The sequence below is a fragment of the Vibrio sp. 03_296 genome (genome assembly GCF_002265885.1).
The window spans coordinates 1-1,256 of sequence record NZ_NPKW01000435.1; the positions used below are offsets into that span (position 1 = coordinate 1).

The 1,256-nt window shown below is 44.1% G+C and carries 1 tRNA gene and 1 pseudogene; both read left to right on the forward strand.

The features are described from left to right. Nucleotides 1-284, forward strand: a pseudogene (locus CIK04_RS25185) (LptF/LptG family permease); the annotation flags it as partial. Nucleotides 285-1,061: 777 nt separating this feature from the next. Continuing rightward, nucleotides 1,062-1,146: transfer RNA gene (locus CIK04_RS25195), tRNA-Leu, on the forward strand. Nucleotides 1,147-1,256 lie beyond the last annotated feature (110 nt).

Here is a 1,256-nt window from a genome sequence, read left to right on the forward strand (position 1 = left end):
CTTCTCGCTACGAGTTAGCGTTTTGGCGTAAGTTGACTCAGCCCATTTCGATTGCAGTGATGATGTTGATGGCATTGTCATTTGTATTTGGTCCGCTTCGAAGTGTCACTATGGGGCGAGAGTGATCTCAGGTGTGATTGCGGGTTTTGCTTTTAWCATTTCCAGCGAGTTCTTTGGGCCTTTGACGTTGGTGTATGGTATTCCACCAGTGTTTGGCGCAGTGGCTCCGAGTTATTGTGTTCTTTATCGTTGCAGTGATGTTGTTGAACCGAAAACTGCAATAAATATGGGATTGAACTTGCGAAGAAAAGAAAGATGGAGGCAATATGCCTTCCATTTTTTATTGTGTCTTTAACTCGAGCGCCTAGATTGATCGGCTTGGGATTATCTTACTTTAGGAAGCAAAACGACTTCCGTTTTGGCCCAAATGTCGTGAAAACCCCTTTTCTTCGGGTCGATTGGTACAGTGAAATTTGCCAAACCAAAATGCAGAAGTGGCAATGCGTATTTAGAGCTTGAGTTGATGGTAAATCATCGAAGCCATCGTGTTACGTACTTGAATCTTTCCATGCTCGCATTCCAAGCSKTTTGGCCTGCTTGAGTCCAAAAATAGACTAAGAAGTAGATCCACTACAGCGGCAAGATAGAAAGTTAAAGAGTAGGGCTGATGATTTGGGTGTCGGCTGAGTTAAATCTGACGGCATCCACATATTCGCCATAACTGATCAARSCCATCCCATTCAGTGCAAACCAGGATGGCCATCACGACTCCGGCCGCCATCATTTCTAAAGCAATAATAATCAAAGCGTCATAAAAAAAGTGCCGCAAGGACGACGAAAAAGCCCAGCAGGCGGTAATTGTTGTTGTAGTCATCATCGTTCACTTACCATTCAAATTGTGCGTCAGGATATAGATTCAACCCTATGAAGAAAAGAGAGCTAGAGCACACTGTGTTCATTTGTGGCGAAAACTTAGACAAACGTAATTATTCATCTTTGCTCTTGCACAACCGAAAAGCTTACGTATAATGCCAAGCATCGAAAGGCGATAGCCTAAAGATGCCGGTGTGGTGAAATTGGTATACACGACGGATTCAAAATCCGTTTCCTTCGGGAGTGGCGGTTCAAGTCCGCCCACCGGTACCATACATAGAAAGGTCGCTTTTATAGCGGCCTTTCGTCGTTTTGGGCTTTTGAAAAACTCTCTTTGCTCTCATTTCTGCATTTGTTATTGCTTTCTCTCCTATGCCGCCGCT